17 protein-coding genes and 1 riboswitch are annotated in these 19,871 nt (G+C 66.4%); of the genes, 11 read left to right on the top strand and 6 right to left on the bottom strand.

Going from position 1 to position 19,871, the window contains the following annotated elements; translation table 11 throughout:
• The first annotated feature begins 93 nt into the window (after positions 1–93).
• From DB708_RS14300 to ileS, 4 genes are all read left to right on the top strand, one after another.
• Positions 94–663 carry a carboxymuconolactone decarboxylase family protein gene (locus tag DB708_RS14300; RefSeq protein WP_108924233.1) on the top strand — a complete coding sequence of 190 codons (570 nt, stop codon included), beginning with the start codon at positions 94–96 and terminating at the stop codon, positions 661–663.
• Positions 664–698: 35 nt separating this feature from the next.
• Entirely contained in the window at positions 699–1,823 is a 1,125-nt protein-coding gene (locus tag DB708_RS14305; protein ID WP_108922817.1) for an NAD(P)H-dependent flavin oxidoreductase, read from the top strand.
• Positions 1,824–2,032: 209 nt separating this feature from the next.
• Positions 2,033–2,202, top strand: a riboswitch (M-box (ykoK) riboswitch).
• A gap of 290 nt (positions 2,203–2,492) precedes the next feature.
• The gene (locus tag DB708_RS14310) at positions 2,493–2,735 is read left to right on the top strand and encodes an Rv1535 family protein (protein ID WP_108922819.1); all 243 of its coding nucleotides are present in this window, start codon (positions 2,493–2,495) and stop codon (positions 2,733–2,735) included.
• Positions 2,736–3,058: 323 nt separating this feature from the next.
• A complete protein-coding gene (gene ileS / locus DB708_RS14315; RefSeq protein WP_108922821.1) occupies positions 3,059–6,196 on the top strand; it encodes an isoleucine--tRNA ligase in 3,138 nt (1,045 codons plus the stop codon).
• Here the strand turns inward: ileS and DB708_RS14320 are convergent.
• Both DB708_RS14320 and DB708_RS14325 read right to left on the bottom strand, forming a co-directional pair.
• Positions 6,193–6,918 (bottom strand): class I SAM-dependent methyltransferase, encoded by a 726-nt coding sequence (locus tag DB708_RS14320; protein WP_235616766.1) that lies wholly within the window; start codon positions 6,916–6,918, stop codon positions 6,193–6,195. The genes ileS and DB708_RS14320 overlap by 4 nt on opposite strands.
• 315 nt (positions 6,919–7,233) lie before the next feature.
• Positions 7,234–7,800 (bottom strand): class I SAM-dependent methyltransferase, encoded by a 567-nt coding sequence (locus tag DB708_RS14325; RefSeq protein WP_108922825.1) that lies wholly within the window; start codon positions 7,798–7,800, stop codon positions 7,234–7,236.
• A 32-nt stretch (positions 7,801–7,832) separates the two neighbouring features.
• Between DB708_RS14325 and DB708_RS14330 the strand changes: the two genes are divergently transcribed.
• Positions 7,833–9,257, top strand: a complete 1,425-nt coding sequence (locus DB708_RS14330) for a DNA polymerase IV (protein ID WP_108922826.1) — start codon at positions 7,833–7,835, stop codon at positions 9,255–9,257.
• On the opposite strand, the gene DB708_RS14335 is transcribed toward DB708_RS14330, so the two are convergent.
• Entirely contained in the window at positions 9,222–10,148 is a 927-nt protein-coding gene (locus DB708_RS14335; protein ID WP_108922828.1) for an asparaginase, read from the bottom strand. The genes DB708_RS14330 and DB708_RS14335 overlap by 36 nt on opposite strands.
• Positions 10,149–10,223: 75 nt before the next feature.
• Between DB708_RS14335 and lspA the strand changes: the two genes are divergently transcribed.
• Positions 10,224–10,856 carry a signal peptidase II gene (gene lspA / locus DB708_RS14340; protein ID WP_108922831.1) on the top strand — a complete coding sequence of 211 codons (633 nt, stop codon included), beginning with the start codon at positions 10,224–10,226 and terminating at the stop codon, positions 10,854–10,856.
• Positions 10,853–11,779, top strand: coding sequence for an RluA family pseudouridine synthase (locus DB708_RS14345; RefSeq protein WP_108922833.1), 927 nt, complete (start codon positions 10,853–10,855; stop codon positions 11,777–11,779). Before lspA ends, DB708_RS14345 begins: the two co-directional genes overlap by 4 nt.
• On the opposite strand, the gene DB708_RS14350 is transcribed toward DB708_RS14345, so the two are convergent.
• The 3 genes from DB708_RS14350 to DB708_RS14360 form a co-directional block, all read right to left on the bottom strand.
• Positions 11,780–12,538 carry a class I SAM-dependent methyltransferase gene (locus DB708_RS14350; RefSeq protein ID WP_108922835.1) on the bottom strand — a complete coding sequence of 253 codons (759 nt, stop codon included), beginning with the start codon at positions 12,536–12,538 and terminating at the stop codon, positions 11,780–11,782. It abuts the gene before it with no gap.
• Positions 12,539–12,556: 18 nt separating this feature from the next.
• A complete protein-coding gene (locus tag DB708_RS14355; RefSeq protein ID WP_108922837.1) occupies positions 12,557–13,183 on the bottom strand; it encodes a lysozyme inhibitor LprI family protein in 627 nt (208 codons plus the stop codon).
• 77 nt (positions 13,184–13,260) lie between these two features.
• Complete coding sequence (locus tag DB708_RS14360) at positions 13,261–13,671, bottom strand: group I truncated hemoglobin (RefSeq protein WP_108922839.1); 411 nt, start codon at positions 13,669–13,671, stop codon at positions 13,261–13,263.
• 222 nt (positions 13,672–13,893) lie between these two features.
• Between DB708_RS14360 and DB708_RS14365 the strand changes: the two genes are divergently transcribed.
• From DB708_RS14365 to dnaE, 4 genes are all read left to right on the top strand, one after another.
• The gene (locus DB708_RS14365) at positions 13,894–14,910 is read left to right on the top strand and encodes an SDR family NAD(P)-dependent oxidoreductase (protein ID WP_108924235.1); all 1,017 of its coding nucleotides are present in this window, start codon (positions 13,894–13,896) and stop codon (positions 14,908–14,910) included.
• Positions 14,911–14,914: 4 nt separating this feature from the next.
• Positions 14,915–15,718 carry an SDR family NAD(P)-dependent oxidoreductase gene (locus DB708_RS14370; RefSeq protein WP_108922841.1) on the top strand — a complete coding sequence of 268 codons (804 nt, stop codon included), beginning with the start codon at positions 14,915–14,917 and terminating at the stop codon, positions 15,716–15,718.
• Positions 15,719–15,833: 115 nt separating this feature from the next.
• Positions 15,834–16,265, top strand: coding sequence for a type II toxin-antitoxin system Rv0910 family toxin (locus DB708_RS14375; RefSeq protein WP_108922843.1), 432 nt, complete (start codon positions 15,834–15,836; stop codon positions 16,263–16,265).
• Between the two features lie 67 nt (positions 16,266–16,332).
• Positions 16,333–19,866, top strand: a complete 3,534-nt coding sequence (gene dnaE, locus DB708_RS14380) for a DNA polymerase III subunit alpha (protein WP_108922845.1) — start codon at positions 16,333–16,335, stop codon at positions 19,864–19,866.
• Positions 19,867–19,871: the final 5 nt, after the last annotated feature.

Genomic DNA, 19,871 nt, shown 5'->3' on the forward strand with positions numbered 1-19,871 from the left:
ACGCACCGCGCCCGCAAGGCGCCTGGCGTGCAGCTGGCTACCATTGCCGGTGAACGCGAAGATGTTGCGCCAGTAGACCGGAGTGTTCACACGATGAAATCAGCCCGCGTGCCCGGATTGCCGATCGGTGAGGCCAAGGCCGCCGCCGACGAGGCGGCCGTTCCCGATTACATGGCCGAACTCAGCATCTTCCAGGTGTTACTCAACCATCCGCAGCTCGCGCGTGCGGTCAACGACCTGCTCGCCACCATGCTGTGGCACGGTTCCCTCGACGCGCGGTTGCGGGAACTGATAATCATGCGGATCGGGTGGCTCACCGCATGCGAATACGAATGGACCCAGCACTGGCGCGTCGCGACCCGGTTGGGCGTGACGGCCGAAGACCTGGTCGGCGTGCGCGACTGGCAACAGCACGACGCATTCGGCCCCACCGAGCGTGCGGTGCTGGCGGCCACCGACGACGTGGTGCGCCACGGCGTGGTTAGCGCCGAAAGCTGGGCGGCTTGCGAACGTGAATTGCACAGCGATAAAACGATTCTCGTGGAGCTCGTCACCGCGATCAGCGCGTGGCGAATGGTCTCGTCGATTCTGCAGAGCCTCGAAGTCCCGTTGGAGGACGGGGTGTCGGGCTGGCCGCCCGACGGGTGTGCACCCGCGAGTTGATTGCCATGTCAGGCAATAACTCATAGCGTCGTGACATGCGGACCAGAGTCGCCGAGCTGCTCGGTGTGGAGTTCCCGATATGCGCCTTCAGCCACTGTCGCGATGTCGTCGCCGCGGTCACCAACGCGGGCGGATTCGGCGTCCTCGGGGCGGTCGCGCACAGCCCGCAGCGGCTGCGCAGCGAGCTGGCCTGGATCGAGGAGCAGACCGGCGGCAAGCCCTACGGGGTCGACCTGCTGCTGCCGCCCAAATACGTCGGCGCCGAGCAAGGCGGCATCGACGCGAAACAGGTCAGGGACCTGCTTCCGGAGGAGCACCGCGCGTTCGTCGAAGACTTGCTCGCCCGGTACGGCATCAGCGCGCCGGCCGAACCGCCGCGTGCATCCGCCGGCGGCCTCAACATCTCGCCCAAGGGGTATGAGCCGCTGCTCGAAGTCGCCTTTGCCCATGACATCCGGTTGATCGCCAGCGCGCTCGGGCCGCCGCCTGCCGACCTCGTCGAACGCGCGCACGGCCACGACGTGTTGGTGGCGGCGCTGGCCGGCACCACCGCGCACGCGCGACGACACGCCGCGGCCGGAGTCGATCTGATCGTTGCGCAGGGCACCGAGGCGGGCGGTCATACCGGCGAGGTGGCGACCATGGTCCTGGTTCCCGAAGTCGTCGACGCGGTCGCACCGGTCCCGGTGCTGGCCGCGGGCGGGATCGCCCGCGGCCGCCAGATCGCCGCGGCGCTGGCGCTGGGTGCCGAGGGCGTGTGGTGCGGCTCGGTCTGGCTGACCACCGAGGAGGCCGAGACGGATCCGGTGGTCAAGGAGAAGTTCCTGGCCGCCAGTTCGTCGGACACGGTGCGATCGCGGTCGATGACCGGCAAACCGGCGCGGATGCTGCGAACGGCCTGGACCGAGGAATGGGAGCGGCCCGAAAACCCGGCGCCTCTTGGTATGCCGCTGCAGACCACCCTCGTGACCGAACCTCAGGTGCGTATCAACCAGGCGGCCGCTCATCCCGGCGCCAAGGCTCGTGAGCTGGCAACCTATTTCGTCGGCCAGGTGGTCGGTTCGCTCGACCGGGTCCGGCCGACCCGAAAGGTCATGCTCGACATGATCGAGGAGTTCGCCGAAACCATCGGACGGCTGGAAAACTTGGCCGACGATTGACCAGGCGACCGGGTGTTCCGGAATGGATGTAGCTTCGCGTGCGGCGACCAAGCGTGCCGCGGGTGTGAACCATGCCACAGCCGCTCAGGTCATAGCATTTGCGCAGTTCAGCACCGGAAGAGCTGATGGAAACCTGTGAAGACGCCCAGAACTTGCCCGACACGCGCCGGAACGGATTGACCCGATTGGGCCCCTCGTGGAGGATGGCAGCAGCACCTCGTTAGGTGAGGCGGCTACACGAACACAGGCCACTGACCCCGAACGTCGAAAGACGCCCCGGGTCAGGACAGCTCCTCCCGGCTTAAGGGTTGAGCCAAAGTGGCTTCCGAAGTTCCGGACACGTCGTGTGGTGCCAAAGCTCTGACGAGAGGGGTGCGGATTTCTGGCGGTCGCCGGATTCTGAACTCCTTTTGGTGCGCGCACTAGACGTGGGTAAACCGCACGCGTCGCGGCCGTAGAGGAGGTGAGGGACTCGTGAGTTCCAGTGGCAGTCCGGAGCGAAATCCGGGCTCCGTTCCGTCCCGATCCGGCCTCCGGCTCGACGCCCTCGGCTGAGTCACCGCATAACGTTAATCGGCTTGCCGCTCAAGCGTTCTCGGATCGGAACTACTACGGGACGGACACCTCAGTCCAGTCAGTACCCGTCTGCGATTCCGTCAGGAGACGATCATGACCGCAGCACTGTTCGACGAAGTAGTAGCCGCAGCACCCGCCCGCAACCTGCACGTGGTGCCCGACATGACCCCCACGCAGGCTGCCGCACCCAAGAAGGCCGCGCGGCGCGCCGACGCGCTGCCGTTCGGCATCGGCCACGACCCGGTGGTGGACGGCGTGGCGCTGTTGCTGACCGTTCCGGTGCGTCACGTGTACGCGGCCCTGCTGCGTGTTGGGCTGCTCGAAGTCCGGGCTTGATCGGATGGATGCACCCAGTCCGATGGCTCCAAGGGGCTAGTCGACCGCAGGCCGGTTGGCCGGCCAGCTTGCCCCTTGGAGCCGGAAGTTCTTGATTTGCAGTGGTCCGTAGAATCTTCCTAACGGCACCGATCCGGCCATCACCGGGGAGCCTTCGGAAGAACAGCCGCCAGGCCCAGTAGACCCGAACGGGTAGGCCCGTCACAGCCACTATCGAGCGGCCGTGCGTGAGCGCGGCAAGCGGGGTGGTACCGCGGTGCTCGCGCAGGTAGCGCGTCGTCGTCCCCGGCCTGACCGTAGGCACGCAGGAGACGACGCGCACCGTGACCGAAAACGCTGACGCCAGGGCTTATCCCAAGCTGGCCGGTGGGGCCCCCGACTTCCCCGCACTCGAAGTCGATGTTCTCGACTACTGGGCTCGCGACGACACCTTTAGGGCCAGCGTCGCACGGCGTGACGGCGCCGAAGAGTATGTGTTCTATGACGGGCCGCCGTTCGCCAACGGGTTGCCGCATTATGGGCACCTGCTCACCGGCTATGTGAAAGACATTGTCCCGCGGTACGGCACGATGCGCGGATACAAGGTGGACCGCCGCTTCGGCTGGGATACCCACGGGCTGCCCGCCGAACTCGAAGTCGAACGCCAACTCGGCATCACCGACAAGTCCCAGATCGACGACATGGGCATCGCGGCGTTCAACGAAGCCTGCCAGGAATCAGTGTTGCGCTACACCGGCGAATGGCAGGCTTACGTCACGCGTCAGGCCCGCTGGGTCGACTTCGACAACGACTACAAGACGCTTGATCTGCCGTACATGGAGTCGGTGCTCTGGGCGTTCAGACAGCTGTGGGACAAGGGCCTGGCCTACGAGGGCTACCGGGTGCTGCCGTACTGCTGGCGCGACGAAACCCCGTTGTCCAATCACGAATTGCGGATGGACGACGACGTGTACCAGAGCCGCCAGGACCCGGCCCTAACCGTGGGCTTCAAGGTGACCGGTGGCGAGCTGGACGGCGCCTACCTGCTGGTGTGGACCACGACACCGTGGACCCTGCCGTCGAACCTGGCTGTTGCCGTCAACCCGGACGTGGCCTACGCGCAGGTGAAGGTAGGGGATCGGCGGTTCGTGCTGGCCGAGGCGCGGCTGGCCGCCTATGCCCGCGAAATCGGCGAAGAACCCGAAATCCTCGGCACCCATCTCGGCGTCGACCTGCTGGGCACCCGCTACCTGCCCCCGTTCCCGTATTTCATGGCCGGGGACCCGGGGAGAGAAGAAGCGTTTCAGGTGCTGCCGGGCGACTTCGTGACTACCGAGGACGGCACCGGAATCGTGCACATGGCGCCGGCCTACGGTGAGGACGACATGGCGACCACCGACAAGGTGGGCATCGTGCCGGTCACCCCGGTCGACTCCAAGGGCCGCTTCGACGTTACGGTTCCGGATTACCAGCGGCAGCACGTCTTTGACGCGAACCCGAACATCATCCGCGACCTGAAGAACCAGAGCGGGCCGGTCGCGGTGAACCAGCCGGTACTGGTTCGTCACGAAACCTACGAGCACCCCTATCCGCACTGCTGGCGATGCCGCAATCCGCTCATCTACCGGGCGGTGTCGTCGTGGTTCGTCGCGGTCACCGAATTCCGGGATCGCATGGTGGAACTGAACCAGGAGATCACCTGGTACCCAGAGCACGTCAAGGATGGCCAGTTCGGCAAGTGGCTGCAGGGCGCCCGCGACTGGTCGATTTCGCGAAATCGTTACTGGGGCACCCCTATTCCGGTTTGGAAGTCCGACGACCCGGCCTATCCACGCATCGACGTCTACGGCAGCCTCGACGAACTCGAGCGCGACTTCGGGGTGCGGCCCACCAATTTGCACCGCCCTTATATCGACGAGCTCACCCGGCCCAACCCCGACGATCCGACCGGAAACAGCACGATGCGGCGCATCCCCGACGTGCTCGACGTGTGGTTCGACTCGGGCTCGATGCCGTACGCCCAGGTGCACTTCCCGTTCGAGAACGCGAACTGGTTCGACACTCACTACCCGGGTGATTTCATCGTGGAATACATCGGGCAGACCCGAGGCTGGTTCTACACCCTGCATGTATTGGCCACCGCGCTGTTCGACCGGCCCGCATTCAAAACCTGTGTGGCACACGGTATTGTGCTCGGCTCCGACGGCCAGAAGATGAGCAAGTCGCTGCGTAACTATCCGGACGTCTCCGAGGTGTTCGACCGCGACGGCTCCGACGCGATGCGGTGGTTCCTGATGGCCTCGCCGATCCTGCGCGGCGGGAACCTGATCGTCACCGAGCAGGGCATCCGCGAAGGCGTGCGACAGGTACTGCTGCCGCTGTGGAACACTTACAGCTTCCTGGCCCTCTACGCGCCGAAAGTTGGTACCTGGCGCACCGATTCGGCACACGTACTGGATCGTTACATTCTGGCGAAGCTCGCGGTGCTGCGCGACGAGCTCACCGAGTCGCTGGAGGTCTGCGACATCTCCGGGGCGTGCGAACAGTTGCGCCAGTTCACCGAGGCCCTGACGAATTGGTATGTGCGACGGTCTCGTTCGCGGTTCTGGGAAGAGGACAACGACGCGATCGACACCCTGCACACCGTGCTCGAGGTCACCTCGCGGCTGAGCGCGCCGCTGCTTCCGTTGATCACCGAGATCATCTGGCGCGGTCTGAGCGGTGAACGGTCGGTCCATCTGACCGACTGGCCGCAAGCCGGCATGGTGCCTTCCGACCCCGGCCTGGTCGCCGCGATGGACCAGGTCCGCGAGGTGTGCTCGGCCGCGTCGTCGCTGCGCAAGGCCAAGAAGCTGCGGGTTCGCCTGCCGCTGCTGAAACTGACGGTGGCAGTGGAGGATCCGCAGCAGCTTGCCCCGTTCACTGATCTGATCGCCGACGAGCTCAACGTCAAGAGCGTGGAGTTGACTGACGCGATCGACAGCTACGGCCGCTTCGAGCTCACCGTCAACGCCCGGGTGGCCGGGCCGCGGCTGGGCAAGGACGTGCAAGCCGCCATCAAGGCGGTCAAGGCCGGTCAGGGCGTCGTCAACCCGGATGGCACCCTGACCGCCGGTCCGGCCGTGCTGAAACCCGAGGAGTACAGCTCGCGGCTGGTGGCCGCCGATCCGGAATTCACCGCGGCACTGCCCGCCGGCGCCGGCCTGGTGGTGCTGGACGGCACGGTGACCCCGGAGCTGGAGGCCGAGGGTTGGGCCAAGGACCGGATCCGCGAGCTGCAGGAGTTGCGTAAGTCGACGGGCCTGGACGTCTCGGATCGCATCCGGGTGGTGATGGCCGTACCCGCCGAACGGTCCGAGTGGGCGCGCGCTCACCGCGACCTGATCGCCGGTGAAATCCTGGCCACCAGCTTCGAATTCGGCGATCCCGCAGACCCAGCCGAGATCGGCGACGGCGTGCGGGTGGCGATCGTTAAGGCTTAGGCGAGCGTCGCCGCGACTGCCAGGGTGACGTATTGCATCGTGAAGCCGCCGCCGAGCGAGTCGATTGCGGTTCCGACGGCATCTCGCACCGCTGCCACCTGGTCGTGCCCGAGCAGGGTGAGCTGGCCGGTGGTGGCCAGATGGTCCAGCCATTCATCGTGCGTGTACCCCCGTTGCCAGTCGAAACGCCAATGCTCGGGTTCGGCGAAACCGCCGGCAGTTCGGATGCCGTCGGTAGCCCTGTTCAGGTTCGCCTCTTGAAGTTCCACACCAGGGGTCTGCGGTGGCGCGTCGGGGGCCACCCGCCGAAATGCATCGTCGAAGGCGCCGCCGACCTCGCTGGGTGGGTCGAAGACATGCCAGTACGCCGCCAACAAGCCGTGTGGCCGCAGCACCTGTGCGGCCTTGCCGGCGCCGCGCACCGGGTCCACCCAGTGCCAGGCCTGCCCGGCGACGACCGCGTCGAAGGACCGGCCGCCCGCGTCCCAGGTTTCGAAGTTGCCGATCTCGACTTCGATCCCGGTCCGCCTGGCCACCTCGGCCATCCGGGTGTCCGGGTCGACGCCGAGTACCGTGATGCCGGCTGCCGTGTACTGCCGCGCTCCGATGCCGGTACCGCAGCCCACATCCAGGAATTCGGCGCCGGGGCTTGCGGCGATGATGCGTTGTATCAGGGCATCGGGATACCGGGGCCTGACCCGGTCGTAGCGATCGGCGTCCACTCCGAAGGACTCTGCGATATCGCGGAGGAGGTGCGGCTGCCGGTCGGAAGAGGGCGAGGGTTCAGTCGACACAGGGGGCATGTCTTCAGTTGTACTCCTGGACAGCGTGCCGGCCATGCCTGCCGTTGCCAGCTTCAGTACGAAAACCCGCTGACTGCAAGCGATCCGGCAGCTTCTCCGGCCAAAGATCGTGTCGTTCGGATCACGAAAAGCGGTAGGGTCCGGTAGCTGAGGAAGCATCGTTGCGGATCCCGGACTGTCTGCATGTCAGCGGTACGAATGCCCGCGTGCGCGATATCGGGGAATACATCGCCACTAGGCTTTGACCGCGCGCCAGCGCAGCCTGCCATCGCGAACCTCGACCTCGACATCGCTAAATCCAGCCGCGCGCAAGCGATCCGGCAGGGTGTCCGGCGAAACGGTGTTACAGGTGTCGCGGAAATGCAGAATCCGGAAGCGAAGCGATGTCACGCTGTCGCTGCCGGCGAAGACCCCGCCGGGACGCAGCACGCGGAAGGCTTCGGCGAACAACCGGTCCTGCAGTTCGACGGTCGGGACGTGGTGCAGCATCGTGAACGACACCACCGAGCTGAACTCGTCGGCGGGCAATCCGGTGTTGGTGGCGTCGCCGTTGATGATTCGCGCCCGGTCGCCGTACAGCCGCTGCAGTCGCTGCGCCATCGGGGTATCGATCTCGACCGAGGTCAGCTTCGGCGTCTTGTCGACCAACACCCTTAGGATCGCGCCGTAGCCGGGCCCGATTTCCAGAGTGTTGTCGCCGAGGTCTACCTCGGCCAGCGCCCACGGCAGCAGGTCGTCTTCGACTGCTTTAGCCCAGCGGTCCGAGCTGCAGATCCGTCGGTGCGCGAGGTTCATGGCCATGTGGAAAACGTTAGCCCCATAGCATCGGTCTTGTGGAGTCCCGTTGGGTGCTGCACCTGGATATGGACGCGTTCTTCGCCTCCGTTGAGCAGCTGACCCGGCCGACCCTGCGAGGCCGGCCGGTGCTGGTCGGCGGGCTGGGCGGCCGCGGGGTGGTGGCCGGGGCGAGCTATGAGGCGCGTGTGTTCGGGGCGCGGTCGGCCATGCCGATGCATCAGGCCCGCCGGATGATCGGCGTGACTGCGGTGGTGTTGCCGCCGCGCGGCGTGGTGTACGGGATCGCCAGCCGGCGGGTGTTCGATGCCGTGCGCGGCGTGGTGCCCGTCGTCGAGCAGTTGTCCTTCGACGAGGCGTTCGGGGAGCCCTCGCAGCTCGCCGGGGCGTCGGCGCACGATGTCGAGGAGTTCTGCGAAGGGTTGCGGCGACGGGTGCGCGACGAGACCGGGTTGGTCGCGTCCGTGGGGGCGGGCTCGGGCAAGCAGATCGCCAAGATCGCGTCGGGGCTGGCCAAGCCCGACGGTATCCGGGTGGTGCGGCGCGCCGAGGAACGGTTGCTGCTCGACGGGCTGGCGGTGCGGCGGCTGTGGGGAATCGGCCCGGTGGCCGAGGAGAAGCTGAACCGGCTTGGCATCGAGACGATCGGGCAGCTGGCCGCGCTGACCGATGCGGAGGTGGCCAATATCCTGGGTGCGACGGTCGGGCCGGCGCTGCACCGGTTGGCGCGCGGCATCGACGATCGCCCCGTCGCCGAGCGTGCCGAAGCCAAGCAGATCAGCGCCGAATCCACCTTCGCCGTCGACCTGACCAGCCTGGAGCAGCTGCACAACGCGATCGATCCGATCGCCGAGCATGCGCACCAACGCCTGGTGCGCGACGGCCGCGGCGCGCGCACCGTCACGGTGAAGCTGAAGAAGTCCGACATGAGCACGCTGACCCGCTCGGCGACCTTGCCCTACGCGACAGCCGAGGCCGCCTCGCTGATCGCGGTGGCGCGGCGACTGCTGCTCGATCCGCGCGAGATCGGGCCCATTCGTCTACTCGGCGTCGGGTTTTCCGGCTTGAGCGACGTCCGCCAGGAGTCGCTGTTTCCGGATCTGGAGCTGGCGGCGCCGGAGACGGAGGCTGCGCACTCCTTCGAAGCGGCAACAGAAACCGCGACCGAGGCCGTGTTCGCGCCGGCTGCCGAAGCCTCGCCGTGGCGGGTGGGCGACGATGTCGAGCACCGCGAGCTTGGGCACGGCTGGGTGCAGGGCGCCGGTCACGGCGTGGTCACCGTGCGATTCGAAACCCGAAGCAGCGGGCCGGGCCAGGCCAAGACATTCCCCGCCGGCACCGCCGGCCTGGTCGGCGCCAATCCGGTCGACTCCCTGGACTGGCCGGACTACCTGGGCGCGCTGCGCGCCGAGGAGCCCGCCGACGCGTCAGCCCCAGCGGGCGATGACATCGCCGACCGGTAACCGCGCGGCGAGCGCGGCCATCAGCAGCACCCGGGCCTGCGGCGGGCGCAGCCGCGGCACCATCACGGCGCCGGCTTCGACCAGGTCGTGACCGGGACCATAGCCCGCGCTGACCCCGCCGCCGGGAACCCGGGTGGACACCCCGACGACGATGCCGTCGGCGCAATGCCGGCGGACGCCGTCGACCACCGCGGCCCCGGCATTGCCTGAGCCCAACGCCTCTAGCACTACGGCTCGCGCCCCGGCGGCCACACAGGCGTCCAGGGCCACCGAATCACTGCCCAGGTAGGCCGCGACGATGTCGACCCGCGGTGCGTCGCCAGCCCGCAGCTCGCCCAGGTAGGGGCGGATCTTGGCGCTGGTCAGCGCCACGCCGCCGGTCGTCGTGCCGACCAACTCGCCGGCGAAGCCGCTCAGATCCTGGGTAGCTGCCTTGTGCACGCCCAATGGTTGCAGCACCCGGCCGGCGAACAACACCAGCACGCCGAGGCCAGCTGCGGCCGGGCTGTTCGCCACCGCCACCGCGTCACGCAGATTGGCCGGGCCGTCGGCGTCGGGCGCATCGGCGCTGCGCATGGCACCGGTCAGCACGACCGGGGCGTTGCCCGCATAGGTGAGGTCGAGCCACAGGGCGCTTTCCTCCATGGTGTCGGTGCCGTGCGCAACGACCACGCCCTGAGCGCCGTCGTCGACGGCGGCCCGCACGGCGCCGCTGATCCGGTCCCAGTCGGGGACCGTCAGCTCCGAGCTGTCCACCGCCATCAGGTCGACGACGTCGACACCGAGACCGGAGGTCAGGTCTGTTCCGCTGCGGCTGGGACGGCGCACGCCGTCGGCGCCGGTGTTGGTCGAAATCGTGCCACCGGTGGTGATGACGGTAATGCGACCCATAGTCGAATCATTGCGCATGGGCCGTGGCGACCAGGCCGCACCCGAGCAAGCCGAGCGCTAGGGGATGATAGGGAAGTGCCCGAAGAACCAACAGGATCGGCTGAGCCGGTGACGTCAGCGGGGGAGGCTGCAACGTCCGGGGAAGTGAAAGAGCCCGAAACCCCTGCGCCGCAGCCAGCTCCGAGGCGGTTACGCCTGCTGCTGTCGGTCGCGGCCGTCGTGCTGGCGCTCGACGTCGTGACCAAGGTGCTCGCCGTCAGACTGCTGCCGCCCGGGCAGCCGGTGTCGATCGTCGGCGACACCGTGACCTGGACTTTGGTGCGCAATTCGGGGGCCGCCTTCTCGATGGCGACCGGATACACCTGGATGCTGACGCTGATCGCGACCTGTGTGGTGATTGGCATCTTCTGGATGGGACGGCGGCTGGTGTCACCGTGGTGGGCGGTGGGCCTCGGCATGATCCTCGGTGGCGCCATGGGCAACCTCGTCGATCGCTTCTTCCGCGCGCCGGGGCCGTTGCGCGGCCATGTCGTGGACTTTTTGTCGGTCGGCTGGTGGCCGGTGTTCAACGTTGCCGACCCGTCGGTGGTTGGCGGTGCGATCCTGCTCGTCGTGCTCTCCGTTTTCGGCTTCGACTTCGACAATGTGGGTCGGCGTAAGGCCGACGCGACATCCGGGGGCCGGGGCAAGGCCGACCAAACCGAATGACCGACCGCTCGATGCCCGTTCCGGAGGGACTGGCGGGCATGCGTGTTGATGCCGGACTGTCCCGCCTGCTGGGCCTGTCACGCAGCGCCGTGGCGGCGATCGCCGAAGATGGCGGCGTCGAGCTGGACGGTGTGCAGGCCGGAAAGTCCGACCGGCTGACACCAGGCGCCTGGCTGGAGGTGCGGTTGCCCGAGGCGCCGGCGCCGCCGGAGAACACCCCGGTCGAAATCGAGGGCATGACAATCCTGTACTCCGACGACGACATCGTCGTGGTCGACAAGCCGCCGGCGGTAGCCGCGCACGCCTCGGTGGGCTGGAGCGGGCCCACGGTGCTCGGCGGCCTGGCCGCCGCGGGTTACCGGATCACCACATCGGGTGTGCACGAGCGCCAAGGCATCGTGCATCGCCTCGACGTCGGTACCTCGGGGGTGATGGTGGTCGCGATCTCCGAGCGCGCCTACACCCTGCTCAAGCGGGCGTTCAAACAGCGCACCGTCGACAAGCGCTATCACGCTCTGGTGCAAGGACATCCGGACCCGTCCAGCGGGACGATCGACGCGCCGATCGGGCGGCACCGGGGCGGGGAGTGGAAGTTCGCGGTCACCCAGGGTGGCCGCCACAGCATCACCCACTACGACGCGGTGGAGGCGTTCGTCGCCGCTAGCCTGCTCGATGTACATCTGGAAACCGGTCGCACCCACCAGATTCGGGTGCATTTCGCCGCATTGCACCATCCGTGCTGTGGGGACCTGGTCTACGGGGCCGACCCGAAGCTCGCGAAAAGGCTTGGCCTGGAACGTCAATGGCTGCACGCACGGTCGCTGGGGTTCGCCCATCCGGCCGACGGACGCTGGGTGGAGTTCGTCAGCCCGTACCCGGCCGACCTGGAGCACGCGTTGGGTGTGTTGCGCGACGAGGGGTGATCAGCCGGGCTTGCGGGCTTCGACGAGAACCCGAGCGGCGTGTGCGACGAAGGGCCCGTCGGATTCGATGCGGTCGTGCAGCTCCCGCAGCCGATCGCGATAGCGCTGAACCGTGAAGTCCGGCACCGTCCAGATCACCTTGCGCAGGAAGTAGACAACGGCGCCGATGTCGAAATACTCCTGGCGCAGCCGCTCGAGACGCATACCGACGACCTCCAGTCCGGCTGCCCGCGCCGCCGCGCTTTCGTTGTCCGGGTGCCGGAGAGCCCATGCCTCGGGCTGCGGTCCGATGAAGTACTCGACTAACTCCGCCGCCGTCGCGGGTCCGATGTGTTGGCCCACGTAGGTGCCGCCGGGGCGCAACACCCGGGCGATCTCGGACCACCACACGGTGTGCGGATGCCGGCTGGTCACCAGGTCGAAGGCCTCGTCAGCGAACGGCAGCAGCGACTCGTCCGGCGTGGCCACCACAACCACACCGCGGGGATGTAGCAGCTTGGTCGCCAGCGAGACGTTCGGTGGCCACGACTCGACCGCCGCCATGGTGGGCGGGAAAGGTCCGGCGCCGGCCAGCACCTCTCCGCCACCGGTCTGCAGATCCACCGCGGCCGAAGCTGCCGCGAAATGTCGGCTGATCAGCTGTTGGTAGCCCCATGACGGTCGCTGCTCGGTGGCCCGGCCATCCAGCCAGGAGAAGTCCCAGCCGTCCACGGATGCCGAATCAGCTTCTGCGATCAGATCTTCAAATGTGCGGCCCACGCTAAGCATTGTCGGGCATCAGGACGTCGAGCAGACGAACTTGGTGCCGTTGAAATCAAGTGTGACCGCGCCCTGATGTTCCCAGTATTCCGAACCCTGCCGCCCATATCTGGCGCCGCTGCCCGACGGCAGCAGGAACAGGATCTGCTGCGCCCCTTTCCAGTTGAGCACCGCTGTCTGCGGATCGAGCTGGTTGTAGAACTGAGCGGTCAGCGGGCCGGCGTCGGCGGGGCAGTGGTAGGTGACGACCGGCGGGGCCACTGTGGCGGGATCGGCGATCGCCAACTGAACCAGCCGGGTCTGATAGGCCTCCAGCACACAGGTGTGGACGTCGGCGTTGCGGGCACAGTTATCGCGGGATGTCGCCCAGCTGGTCTGCGCGGTCGTCAGCGCGGATTGATGCGCGCCGGGGCGGGCCTGCGCCTGCTGGTAAGCCGTCTGCAGCCGGTGGTCGAGGTCGGTCAGGTGCGGGTCGCTGCAGACCAGCTGTTGCGCGGCGTTCGCCGGTTTGGTGCAGTCCAGGGCCCCGGCGATCGGAGCGGGACTGGAGCTGGTGGGCCCGGGCGAACTGGACACCGGGTGGTTGGTCGTGGAGCTGCACGCGCCCACAAGCAGTGCCGCGGCGATGACTGCGATCGGCCTCATACCTGCTGATTACCGGCTGCACCGCGGCAATCACGCGCGACACGCCCGGATGCCGGAAAATTCGCCGGTGGCCCGGCTCAGACCTTGGCGGTGCTGGCCTCGCCGGAGACGATCTGGGGAGCCAGTGGTGCGATGGCGCTGATGATTTCCACCACCGTCTTCGGCGAGACCCCGGCGGCGGCCAGTGCGTCGGATAAATGCCCGGTCACCAGGTTGAAGTGGTGCATGGTGATGCCGCGTCCCTGATGCACCGGCTTCATCGGGGCGCCGGTATAGGGCTCCGGGCCGCCGAGTGCGGCCGCGAAGAACTCGACCTGTTTGCCTTTGAGGCGGTTCATGTTCGTTCCGGTGAAGAAGCCGGACAGTTGATCGTCGGCAAGCACCCGCACGTAGAAGTCTTCGACGACGACTTCGAGCGCCTCATGCCCGCCGATCCGGGCGTAGATGGTTGCCGGCTCCGAGTTGCTGAACTGTGCCCGTAGTTTCATGCCACCATCCGAACATCGCGGCGTTGCCCGTCAGTTAGTCCGCGATCACGCTCGGATTGCCTTAAGTAACAAGCCGATTGCCGACGGGTGGCTAGATCATCGGACACCGCGTGAGAGCCGTGCCGCCGTTCGCGGGTGGGCGATTTGCGGTCCTGGTCGGCCGATGCCCTAGGTTGGCTGTATGACCCACGTCACACCACTTACCGTCAGGAGCGACAACCGATGAACCTTGGCGACTTAACGAACTTGGTGGAAAAGCCATTTGCGGTGGTCTCCAACATCATCAACACCCCCAACTCGGCCGGCCGATATCGGCCGTTCTATCTGCGGAATCTGCTTGACGCGGTGCAAGGGCGCTCGCTCAGCGATGCCGTCCAAGGTAGGACCGTGCTGATCACCGGGGGCTCGTCGGGCATCGGGGAGGCCGCCGCGAAGAGAATCGCGCAAGCCGGCGGAATCGTGCTGTTGGTGGCTCGCACACCGGAAAACCTCGAGAAGGTCGCCGACGAGATCCGCAGCGACGGCGGCGTTGCCCACGTCTACCCGTGCGACCTGTCGGACATGGACGCCATCGCCGCGATGGCGGACAAGGCGCTCGACGAGGTTGGCGGCGTCGACATCCTGATCAACAATGCGGGTCGGTCCATTCGACGGTCGTTGGAGCTTTCCTACGATCGGATTCACGACTATCAGCGGACCATGCAGCTGAACTACCTGGGCGCGGTCCAGCTGATCCTCAAGTTCATCCCGGGGATGCGCGAGCGTGGTTTCGGGCAGGTGATCAACGTCTCGTCCGTCGGCGTGCAGACCCGCGCACCGCGTTTCGGCGCCTACATCGCCAGCAAGGCCGCGCTGGATAGTCTTTGCGACGCACTGCAAGCCGAAGTCGTGACCGACGATGTTCGATTCACCACGGTGCACATGGCGCTGGTGCGGACCCCGATGATCAGCCCGACCAAGATGTACGACAAGTTCCCAGCGCTGACGCCGGATCAGGCGGCGGGGGTGATTACCGACGCGATCGTGCACCGGCCGCGGCGGGCCAGTTCACCGTTCGGGCAATTCGCCGCCGTCGCCGATGCCGTCAACCCGAATGTGATGGATCGCGTGCGTAACCGGGCCTTCGGCATGTTCGACGACTCCCATGCTGCCAAGGGCAGTGAATCCTCTACTGACCCATCGCAATTCGACAGACGAAGTGAGACGTTCGTGCAGGCAACTCGCGGAATTCATTGGTGACGTCATGAGCCTTCCTAAAGCCGGTAATCAGACGACGGTTGTCATCACTGGGGCCTCCTCGGGCATCGGTGCCGAGCTGGCCAGCGGCCTGGCCCGGCGCGGCTTCCCGCTACTGCTGGTCGCGCGGCGGCGCGAGCGTCTCGACGAGATCGCCAACCAGGTGAGCGAGGAACACTCGGTCGCCGTTGAGGTCATGCCGCTGGACCTCAGCGACACCAAGGCGCGCGCGAAATTGGCCGATCGGCTGCGCACCGAACCGATGGCCGGCCTGTGCAACAGCGCCGGCTTCGGCACCAGCGGGGTCTTTCACGAGTTGCCGGTCGAGCGCGAGAGCGAAGAGGTCACGCTCAACGCGCTGGTGTTGATGGAACTCACCCACGCGGCACTGCCCGGCATGGTCGAGCGGGGCGCGGGGGCGGTGATGAACATCGCGTCGATCGCCGCGTTTCAGCCGCTTCCGTTCATGGCGGTGTACTCGGCGACCAAGGCGTTTGTGCAGACATTCTCCGAAGCCGTGCACGAGGAGCTACACGGGACGGGGGTGTCGGTAACCGCGCTGTGCCCGGGCCCGGTACCCACCGAGTGGGCCGAGATCGCCAACGCCAAGCGGTTCAGCGTGCCCATGGCGCAAGTCTCGCCCGCAGACGTCGCCGAAGCCGCCATCGGCGGGATGCTGGGCGGCAAGCGCACCGTCGTTCCCGGCGTCGTGCCCAAGGTCGTCAGCAACGGCGGCAGGTACACACCACGTAGCCTGCTGCTGCCGGCGATCCGCATCGGCAACCGATTCCGTGGCGGCCCCAGCCACTAGCGGTGTCTCGCTCGGCGGCACCCTGGCCGGCGAGTGTGCATCCAGGGCGACGAGTGTGCATCCATGGCGCCCCGAATGCACACTCAAGCAGCCGGCCGCGGGCTAGGTTTGCCTGATGGCCGCTGTGGAGCTCAACGCCGACGTTCCGATGTCCCCGCAGGACATGTGGGACCACGTCGCCGATCTGGCGGACCTGGGGGACTGGCTGACGATGCACGAGGGGTGGCGCAGCGACCTGCCCGACGAGATCGCCGAGGGCACCCAGATCATCGGCGTGGCGCGCGCCAAGGGCATGCGCAACCGGGTGACCTGGACGGTGACCAAATGGGACCCGCCGCGCGAGGTCGCGATGTCGGGCTCGGGCAAGGGCGGAGCCAAATACGGCGTCACCCTGACGGTGCAGCCCACCGGCGACGGGTCGACCCTCGGTTTGCGCCTTGAACTGGGCGGTCGGGCGTTGTTCGGGCCCGTCGGATCGGCGGCGGCGCGCGCCGTCAAAGGCGATGTCGAGAAGTCGCTGAAGAACTTCGTCGAGCTGTACGGGTAAACGGCTCGAGACTCGCCCTGCGACACGCCGAGGAAGCGTCGGCACTCAGTCATAGACTGGCGTCCCTATGAATCAATCCTCCTTCGTGCACCTGCATAACCACACCGAGTACTCGATGTTGGATGGTGCCGCGAAGATCACGCCGATGCTCGCCGAGGTGCAGCGGCTGGAGATGCCCGCGGTCGGGATGACCGACCACGGAAACATGTTCGGCGCCAGCGAGTTCTACAACGAGGCGACCAAGATCGGGATCAAGCCGATCATCGGCGTCGAGGCCTACATCGCGCCGGCCTCGCGCTTCGACACCAAGCGAATCCTGTGGGGCGACCCGGGCCAGAAGTCCGACGATGTGTCGGGCAGCGGGTCCTACACGCACATGACGATGGTGGCCGAGAACGCCGCTGGGCTGCGCAACCTGTTCAAGCTGTCCTCCTTCGCGTCGTTCGAAGGCCAGCTCGGCAAGTGGTCGCGGATGGACGCCGAGCTTATCGCCGAAAACTCCGAGGGCATCATCGCCACCACCGGCTGCCCGTCGGGTGAGGTGCAGACCCGGCTTCGGCTGGGGCATGAGCGCGAGGCGCTGGAGGCGGCCGCGAAGTGGCGTGAGATCTTCGGCGCCGACAACTTTTTCCTGGAGCTGATGGACCACGGCCTGTCCATCGAGACGCGGGTCCGCGAGGGCCTGCTCGAGATCGGCCGCAAGCTCGGCATCCCGCCGCTGGCCACCAACGACTGCCACTACGTCACCCGCGACGCCTCCCACAACCACGAGGCGCTGCTGTGCGTGCAGACCGGTAAGACGCTGTCGGATCCGAACCGGTTCAAATTCGACGGCGACGGCTACTACCTGAAGTCGGCCGCCGACATGCGCAAGATCTGGGACGACGAGGTGCCCGGCGCCTGCGATTCCACCCTGCTGATTGCCGAGCGGGTGCAGTCCTACGCCGACGTATGGGCGCCGCGCGACCGGATGCCGGTGTTCCCGGTGCCCGAAGGGCACGACCAGGGAACCTGGCTGCACCACGAGGTGATGGCGGGGCTACAGCGACGGTTTCCCTCCGGTGTCGGACAGGATTACCTCGACCGGGCCGAATACGAGATCAAGGTCATCTGCGACAAGGGCTTCCCGGCGTACTTCTTGATCGTCGCCGACCTGATCAACTACGCGCGCTCGGTCGACATCCGGGTCGGGCCGGGGCGTGGTTCGGCGGCGGGCTCGCTGGTGGCCTACGCGATGGGTATCACCAACATCGATCCCATTCCGCACGGTCTGCTGTTCGAGCGCTTCCTCAACCCCGAGCGTCCGTCGGCACCCGATATCGATATCGACTTCGACGACCGTCGCCGCGGCGAGATGGTGCGCTACGCCGCCGACAAATGGGGCTCCGATCGCGTTGCTCAGGTCATTACCTTCGGCACGATTAAAACGAAAGCGGCCCTTAAGGATTCAGCGCGGATCCACTACGGGCAGCCCGGGTTCGCGATCGCCGACCGGATCACCAAAGCGCTGCCGCCGGCGATCATGGCCAAGGACATCCCGCTGTCTGGCATCACCGATCCCAATCATGAGCGGTTCAAGGAAGCGTCCGAGGTTCGCAGCCTGATCGAAACCGACCCGGACGTGCGCACCATCTACCAGACGGCGCGCGGCCTGGAAGGCCTGATCCGCAACGCCGGCGTGCACGCGTGCGCGGTGATCATGAGCAGCGAGCCACTGACCGAGGCCATCCCACTGTGGAAGCGGCCGCAGGACGGCGCCATCATCACCGGCTGGGATTACCCTTCGTGTGAGGCCATCGGCCTGCTGAAGATGGACTTCCTGGGCCTGCGCAACCTGACGATCATCGGTGACGCGCTGGAAAACATCAAGGCCAACAGGGGAATTGACCTCGACCTCGAATCCGTGGCGCTTGATGACAAGCTCACCTACGAGCTGCTGGGTCGCGGCGAGACTCTGGGTGTGTTCCAGCTCGACGGCGGGCCGATGCGCGATCTGCTGCGCCGGATGCAGCCCACCGAGTTCAACGACATCGTCGCCGTGCTGGCGCTGTACCGGCCGGGGCCGATGGGCATGAACGCCCACAACGACTATGCCGACCGCAAAAACGCCCGCCAGCCGGTCAAGCCGATTCACCCGGAGCTCGAGGAACCGCTGCGCGAAATCCTCGCCGAGACTCACGGTCTGATCGTCTACCAAGAACAGATCATGTTCATCGCCCAGAAGGTGGCCTCGTACACGATGGGCAAGGCCGATGCGCTGCGTAAGGCGATGGGCAAGAAGAAGCTCGAGGTGCTGGAGGCGGAGTACAAGGGCTTCTACGACGGCATGACCGCCAACGGTTTCTCGGAGCGCGCGGTGAAAGCGTTGTGGGACACCATTCTTCCGTTCGCCGGGTATGCGTTCAACAAGTCGCATGCCGCCGGCTACGGCCTGGTCTCCTACTGGACCGCGTACTTGAAGGCCAACTATCCGGCCGAGTACATGGCCGGGCTGTTGACGTCGGTGGGCGACGACAAGGACAAGGCCGCGGTCTACCTGGCGGACTGCCGCAAGCTCGGCATCACGGTGCTGCCGCCGGACGTCAACGAGTCTCTGGTGAACTTCGCGTCGGTCGGCAAGGACATCCGCTTTGGCCTGGGCGCGGTGCGCAACGTCGGCGCTAACGTGGTGGGCTCGCTGATCAAAACCCGCAGCGAGAAAAGCAAATTCACCGATTTCTCGGACTACCTGAACAAGATCGACATCTCGGCGTGCAACAAGAAGGTCACTGAATCGCTGATTAAGGCGGGCGCGTTCGATTCACTGGGGCATCCCCGCAAGGGCCTGTTCCTGGTGCACACCGACGCGGTCGACTCGGTGCTGGGCACCAAGAAGGCCGAGGCGATAGGACAATTCGACCTGTTCGGTGGCGGTGACGCCGGTGCCGAGGACGTGTTCACCATCCGGGTGCCCGAGGATGAGTGGGAAGACAAACACAAGCTCGCCCTGGAGCGGGAGATGCTGGGGCTCTACGTGTCCGGGCATCCACTCAATGGTGTGGCGCACCTGTTGTCCGCACAGGTCGACACTCAGATACCCGCGATCCTCGACGGCGACGTCGCCAACGAGACCCAGGTGCGGGTCGGCGGCATTCTGGCCTCGGTGAACCGGCGGGTCAACAAGAACGGAATGCCTTGGGCATCAGCCCAACTGGAAGACCTCACCGGTGGTATCGAGGTGATGTTCTTCCCGCATGCGTACACGGCCTTCGGTGCCGACATCGCCGACGACGCGGTGGTGCTGGTCAATGCCAAGGTTGCGATCCGTGACGACCGAATCTCGCTGATCGCCAATGAGCTTGTGGTGCCGGACTTTTCCAACGCTCAGCCGAACCGGCCGCTGGCGGTCAGCCTGCCCACCCGGCAGTGCACGATCGACAAGGTGAGTGCGCTCAAGCAGGTGTTGGCGCGCCATCCGGGAACCTCGCAGGTGCACCTGCGGCTGATCAGCGGCGACCGGATCACCACGCTGGAGCTGGATCAGTCGCTGCGGGTGACACCGTCGCCGGCGTTGATGGGGGACCTCAAGGAACTGCTCGGCCCGGGCTGCCTTGGCAGTTAAGATCG

The organism is Mycobacterium montefiorense, from assembly GCF_003112775.1.
GTDB lineage: Bacteria > Actinomycetota > Actinomycetes > Mycobacteriales > Mycobacteriaceae > Mycobacterium > Mycobacterium montefiorense.

Coding starts and splice junctions, on each gene's coding strand:
- DB708_RS14300 (WP_108924233.1), top strand. CDS start 94: ATGAAATCAGCCCGCGTGCCCGGATTGCCGATCGGTGAGGCCAAGGCC.
- DB708_RS14345 (WP_108922833.1), top strand. CDS start 10,853: ATGACCGACCGCTCGATGCCCGTTCCGGAGGGACTGGCGGGCATGCGT.
- DB708_RS14370 (WP_108922841.1), top strand. CDS start 14,915: ATGAGCCTTCCTAAAGCCGGTAATCAGACGACGGTTGTCATCACTGGG.
- DB708_RS14355 (WP_108922837.1), bottom strand. CDS start 13,183: ATGAGGCCGATCGCAGTCATCGCCGCGGCACTGCTTGTGGGCGCGTGC.
- DB708_RS14360 (WP_108922839.1), bottom strand. CDS start 13,671: ATGAAACTACGGGCACAGTTCAGCAACTCGGAGCCGGCAACCATCTAC.
- DB708_RS14305 (WP_108922817.1), top strand. CDS start 699: ATGCGGACCAGAGTCGCCGAGCTGCTCGGTGTGGAGTTCCCGATATGC.
- DB708_RS14325 (WP_108922825.1), bottom strand. CDS start 7,800: ATGGCCATGAACCTCGCGCACCGACGGATCTGCAGCTCGGACCGCTGG.
- DB708_RS14375 (WP_108922843.1), top strand. CDS start 15,834: ATGGCCGCTGTGGAGCTCAACGCCGACGTTCCGATGTCCCCGCAGGAC.
- dnaE (WP_108922845.1), top strand. CDS start 16,333: ATGAATCAATCCTCCTTCGTGCACCTGCATAACCACACCGAGTACTCG.
- DB708_RS14335 (WP_108922828.1), bottom strand. CDS start 10,148: ATGGGTCGCATTACCGTCATCACCACCGGTGGCACGATTTCGACCAAC.
- DB708_RS14310 (WP_108922819.1), top strand. CDS start 2,493: ATGACCGCAGCACTGTTCGACGAAGTAGTAGCCGCAGCACCCGCCCGC.
- DB708_RS14365 (WP_108924235.1), top strand. CDS start 13,894: ATGAACCTTGGCGACTTAACGAACTTGGTGGAAAAGCCATTTGCGGTG.